The organism is uncultured Negativicoccus sp. (assembly GCF_902480485.1).
Taxonomy (GTDB): Bacteria; Bacillota; Negativicutes; order Veillonellales; family Negativicoccaceae; genus Negativicoccus; species Negativicoccus succinicivorans.
The window spans coordinates 1-5,221 of record NZ_CABSTC010000071.1 but is presented as its reverse complement, the minus strand read 5'-3'; the positions used below and the strand labels follow the sequence as shown (position 1 = coordinate 5,221).

General features: G+C 48.2%; 4 protein-coding genes. All 4 read right to left on the bottom strand.

From position 1 onward, the window contains the following. On the bottom strand, positions 1 to 1,272 hold a 1,272-nt coding region (radA, locus tag RDN69_RS05730; RefSeq protein ID WP_288218359.1), incomplete at its 3' end, for a DNA repair protein RadA. Positions 1,273 to 1,360: 88 nt separating this feature from the next. Next, positions 1,361 to 3,844 (bottom strand): ATP-dependent Clp protease ATP-binding subunit, encoded by a 2,484-nt coding sequence (locus RDN69_RS05725; RefSeq protein ID WP_288218358.1) that lies wholly within the window; start codon positions 3,842 to 3,844, stop codon positions 1,361 to 1,363. A 6-nt stretch (positions 3,845 to 3,850) separates the two neighbouring features. Further along, positions 3,851 to 4,924 (bottom strand): protein arginine kinase, encoded by a 1,074-nt coding sequence (locus RDN69_RS05720; RefSeq protein ID WP_024048838.1) that lies wholly within the window; start codon positions 4,922 to 4,924, stop codon positions 3,851 to 3,853. Further along, a partial coding sequence (locus RDN69_RS05715) for a UvrB/UvrC motif-containing protein (RefSeq protein WP_288218357.1) occupies positions 4,921 to 5,221 on the bottom strand: 301 nt, incomplete at its 5' end. The genes RDN69_RS05715 and RDN69_RS05720, both read right to left, overlap by 4 nt.

Sequence of the window (5,221 nt, the reverse complement as noted above, 5' to 3'; positions counted from 1 at the left end):
ATTGGCGGCCGGCAAGAAAACGGTTTTAAATCCCATTTTAGAAAGTTCCTGCAAGCGTTTTTCGATTTGCGGCACCCGCCTGACATCCCCCGTCAAACCGATCTCGCCAATAGCCGCTGTTTGCGGGGAAACCGGGATATTGTACAGCACGGAGAAAATCGCCAATGCCACGGCCAGATCAATCGCCGGCTCGGTAATACGTAAGCCACCCGCGACATTAACATACACATCCTGCTCGGTCACGCCGACTTCCGCGTGTTTTGCCAAGACAGCCAATAACACCGTCAATCGATTTTGATCATATCCGACGGCCGTGCGTTTTGCATACCCGAACGCAGTAGGATTGGTCAACGCCTGTACCTCGGCGAGCAGCGGACGGATCCCTTCCAAGCCGGCAAATACCACCGTGCCGATTTGCGCTTCACTACGATCGGCGAGCAACATGCGTGACAAATCACTGACTGCGGCAAGGCCGTCTGTTTGCATACTGAACACACCGCTTTCCGCGGTATCTCCGAAACGGTTTTTGGCAGCACGCAAAACACGCAACGGATGCCCTGCTTCTCCTTCCAAATACAAGACGGTATCGACCATATGCTCCAAAAGACGCGGCCCGGCAATATTCCCCTCCTTGGTGACATGACCGATAATAATGACCGCTGTACCGGTCTCTTTTGCGAAATGCAACAGTGCCTGCGTACATTCTTTGACTTGGCTGACACTGCCCACTATGCCGTCAGCATCCGACATCTGCATTGTTTGAATGGAATCAATAACAAGAACATCGGTCTCCAGCCGTTTTGCTTCGGCCAGTACCTGTTCCAAATCAGTCATAGAAAGAAGGTAGCAATTGTCCGTGGGTATACCCAAACGCTGTGCCCGCAGTAACACTTGGGACGCAGACTCTTCACCACTGGCGTATAAAACGGAGTGACTTTCCGCAAGAACAGCGGCTACTTGCAAAATCAGTGTGGATTTACCGACGCCCGGATCTCCGCCGAGTAGGATCAGACTTCCAGGGACAATGCCGCCCCCTAACGTCCTGTCCCATTCACGATCACCGATCGGCCAACGTCGAGTCGCATCGGCATTAACTTCACTGAACCGCAATGCACGCGTGTCCGAGGTCGCCTTCACAGTATGCGAAGTTTTCACACTCACTACGCGCTCCTCAAGCGTATTCCACGCACCGCATTGCATGCATTGACCGCTCCAACGCAACGTTTGCGCACCGCATTCCGTGCAATAAAATACAGTTTTATTTTTCGCCATTACATTCCTCTTTTCTTCTCTTTAGTCTAGCATAGCTGACGTGTGGTTGAAATAGCAAAAAACCGGTAGAAAATCTACCGGTTTTTTGCTATTTCTCTGCGCTTTCGGAAGGCGTGTCTGACGTTGCCGCATCCGAGCTGTTTTTCATCGCTGGCTTCGATGTAAATCGCAATGTATCATCATCATTTTTATCTGCTACAACGGTAGCGCTCAGCTTCAAATTCCCGGCTAAAATCTGTTCGGAAATCGGATCTTCGATGAATTTCCGAATAGCACGCTTCAGCGGTCGTGCTCCATATTGGGTATCGCTGCCTTTCGTAATCAGAAAATTCTTGGCCGCCGGCGTTACTTCGACCGTCATTTTTTGTTCGCTCAGGCGACAGTTCATCTTTGTCAACATAATATCGATGATATGTTCCAAGTCCTTTTTTTCCAGCGGGTGGAAAATAATGATATCATCAATTCGATTTAAAAATTCCGGACGGAAAAAGCGTTTTACTTCGTCCATGATTTCTTTACGTGCCGTTTGGGCAATTCGTTCGCTTGAGGTATCGTTATTTTTCCCTACCAAAAAGCCCATTTCCGCAGAATCATTCTGTAAGCGCCGTGAACCCAAATTACTGGTCATAATAATTACGGTATTACGGAAATCGACAGTACGTCCCTGACTGTCCGTCAGCCGCCCGTCGTCCAATACCTGTAAAAGGATGTTGAAGAAATCAGCGTGCGCTTTTTCCACTTCGTCCAGCAAAATAACACTATACGGACGACGACGTACCGCATCTGTCAGCTGACCGCCTTCTTCATAACCGACGTATCCGGGGGATGCCCCAACAAGACGGGAAACAGTATGTTTTTCCATGTACTCGGACATATCCAAACGAATCAAGGAATTCTCGTCCCCGAACAGATTTTCTGCCAGTGTGCGTGCCAATTCGGTTTTACCGACACCGGTCGGTCCGAGGAACAGGAATGAACCAATCGGCCGTTTCGGATCTTTCAATCCCGCGCGAGCACGACGAATGGCTTTCGCAACCGCCTGTACAGCATCCTCCTGCCCTACAACACGCGCATGTAAATCTTCTTCCAAATGCAGCAATCGTTCGGTTTCTTCCTGCTGCATTTGTTTTAACGGAATACCGGTCCAGCTTGCGACGACTTCTTCAATATCCGACTTATTGACGACCAAATTATCGGCATCCCCTTTATTCCAGCCGGATTTAATTTTATTCAATTCATCCTGCAACTCGTGTTCGCGATCGCGCAATTGAGCGGCACGTTCATATTCCTGCGAAGTTACTGCTTCTTCCTTTTCTTTCAATACCTTATTAAGCTCTTCTTCTTTCGATTTAATGTCGGGAGGTGTAGCCGCGGCCGCAATGCGTACTTTTGCCGCTGCTTCATCCATTACGTCGATTGCCTTATCCGGTAAGAATCGATCCGCGATATAACGAGCCGAAAGTTGGACTGCGGCATGAATCGCTTCATCTGTAATTTTAGCTTTATGGAACCCTTCATAGCGATCCCGTAATCCTAATAAAATCTGTTCCGCATCTTCTTCGGTCGGTTCACCGACTAAAACCGGCTGGAAACGACGTTCCAAAGCGGCGTCTTTTTCGATATGTTTTTTATACTCGTCCAACGTAGTCGCACCGATGCATTGCAATTCTCCGCGCGCTAAAGCAGGCTTCATAATGTTAGCCGCATCCATAGCGCCTTCCGTCTTGCCCGCACCGATTAAGGTATGTAATTCATCAATAAATAAAATCCACTCTTCATGTTTACGTACTTCGTCAATAATTTTTTTCAAGCGTTCTTCAAATTCTCCACGGTATTTAGTACCCGCGACCGCAGATGACATGTTCAGCGAAATAATTTTACGATTTCTCAAAATTTCGGGCACATTACCTGACACAATGCGTTGCGCAAGGCCTTCCGCAATCGCTGTTTTACCTACCCCCGGCTCTCCGATCAGCACCGGATTGTTTTTAGTGCGACGGCTCAAAATTTGAATCACTCGCTCAATTTCTTTTTCACGACCGATGACGGGATCGATTTTGCCTTCTTCTGCCATTTTATTTAAATCACGTGCATACTCACCCAAGTCACCCAAATCCGAATTGGTGTCGCCGGCTTCCTGATCCGTTTCCGTGCCGAGATATTTCTGAAATGCTTGGGTCAGCTCTCGACCGCCAATACCAAGTTCCTGCAACATCCGCACCGCGATGCCGCCACTGTCACGCAGAATACCCAAAAGCAAATGCTCAGTACCGATATAATTTTGTCCTAAACGAGCTGCTTCCCCAACTGCACTTTGCAAGACACGTTTAGTGCGCGGACTCATGCCGATATCGGAAGACGGATTTGCCGGACGATTCCCAAGCAACATGGCACGACCTTTTTCAAGCGTAAAGCCGACTTCATTTAATACTTTGCCACCGATACTTTTCGGCTGTGAAGCAATCCCCAACAGGATATGTTCCGTGCCGACGACATCTGAACCTGCTTCCATCGCGGTTTCTTGCGCATAGGCCAGTGCTGCCTTTGCGCTTTCCGTTAATTTATTGTTCATATACTTTCACTCCTTTACTTTGTTGTCTAATGTTTCACGAACGACAGCTGCTCGCCACCGATCGCGGTCCGTTTCATTAAGTGTTGCGGTGTTGGCATAGCGTCGGAGAAACCCCGGACGTGTCGTAACCATCATCTCGCGAAATAAATTTTCGGGAATATGAGGCAGCCACCCCAAGATGCGCCCCAACTCCACAGTACTCAATAATGTCAATGCTTCGTGTCCCGATAGTTTTCGAGCATATCGTAAAATACCGTACGCGCGCCAAATTTCATCGCGCAGTTCCACCGCCTGTGTGCGGCGCAGTTCTTCCCGCGCTGCTGTTTCTTCTTTTATAAGCTGATGAGTCAGGTTCGTTAAATTTTCTACAATTTCTGCTTCACGGACTCCCAGTGTGACCTGATTGGAGATTTGTAAAATATCTCCCAGCATCTCCGATCCTTCACCGTAAATTCCGCGCACAGAATAACTGAACTTCAAAATACCCTGAATAATCCGCTTCATTTTTTTAGTCCTGACTAATGCCGGCACATGCACCATAACCGAGGCCCGCATCCCGGTACCGACATTGGTTGGGCATGCCGTTAGGTAGCCCCATTTATCTGTGAATGCAAAGTTTATTTTGCTTTCCAATGCGTCGTCTGCACGGTTGGCTTTTTCCCACAATGATTCCAGCTGTAACCCGCCGGCTAACATTTGTAACCGAAAATGATCTTCTTCGTTAACCATAAACGTTATATCTGCTGCTTCATTGATTACGATACCGCGATGTACAGGCACGGAAATCAGTTGCGGGCTCACTAAATGTTTTTCCAATAAAATTTCACGGTCGACACGATCCAGATCCGACATTTTTACGTACGTCATCTCTTCTTGATACTCTTCGCTAAGAGATTGCTTGGCCTCATTGGCTGCCATTTCCACGGCCATCAATTCACTTTCGTTGGCCATGTTCGGAAATTGAATATTGGCAATATTACGGGCTAAACGAACTCGGCTGGAAAGCACGACATCACTATCCGGGTGGCTTCCTTGAAACCACGGCTGAGCGGGGCTCGTCAAAACATTTTGAATATTCATTTCTGCCCCTCCTCCGTTTTTTTTCTTGGCGGCTCATGTTGCAACGCGTAGATTTCATCGCGCAGACGCGCCGCCTCTTCATATTCTTCTTTTTCCAGCGCAGTATTCAGTTGCTGCTGCAACCGCTTAATCTGGTGATTGGTAGTAAAAACACCGGACCCTCTTGAAGGCACTTTACCGACATGGTTCGTCGCCCCCTGCAACCGCTGCAATAAAGGTAATAAAGAATCAGCAAAGACTTCGTAACACCGGGCACAGCCAAGACGTCCGCGTTCATTAAACTCCGCCCATGTTAAG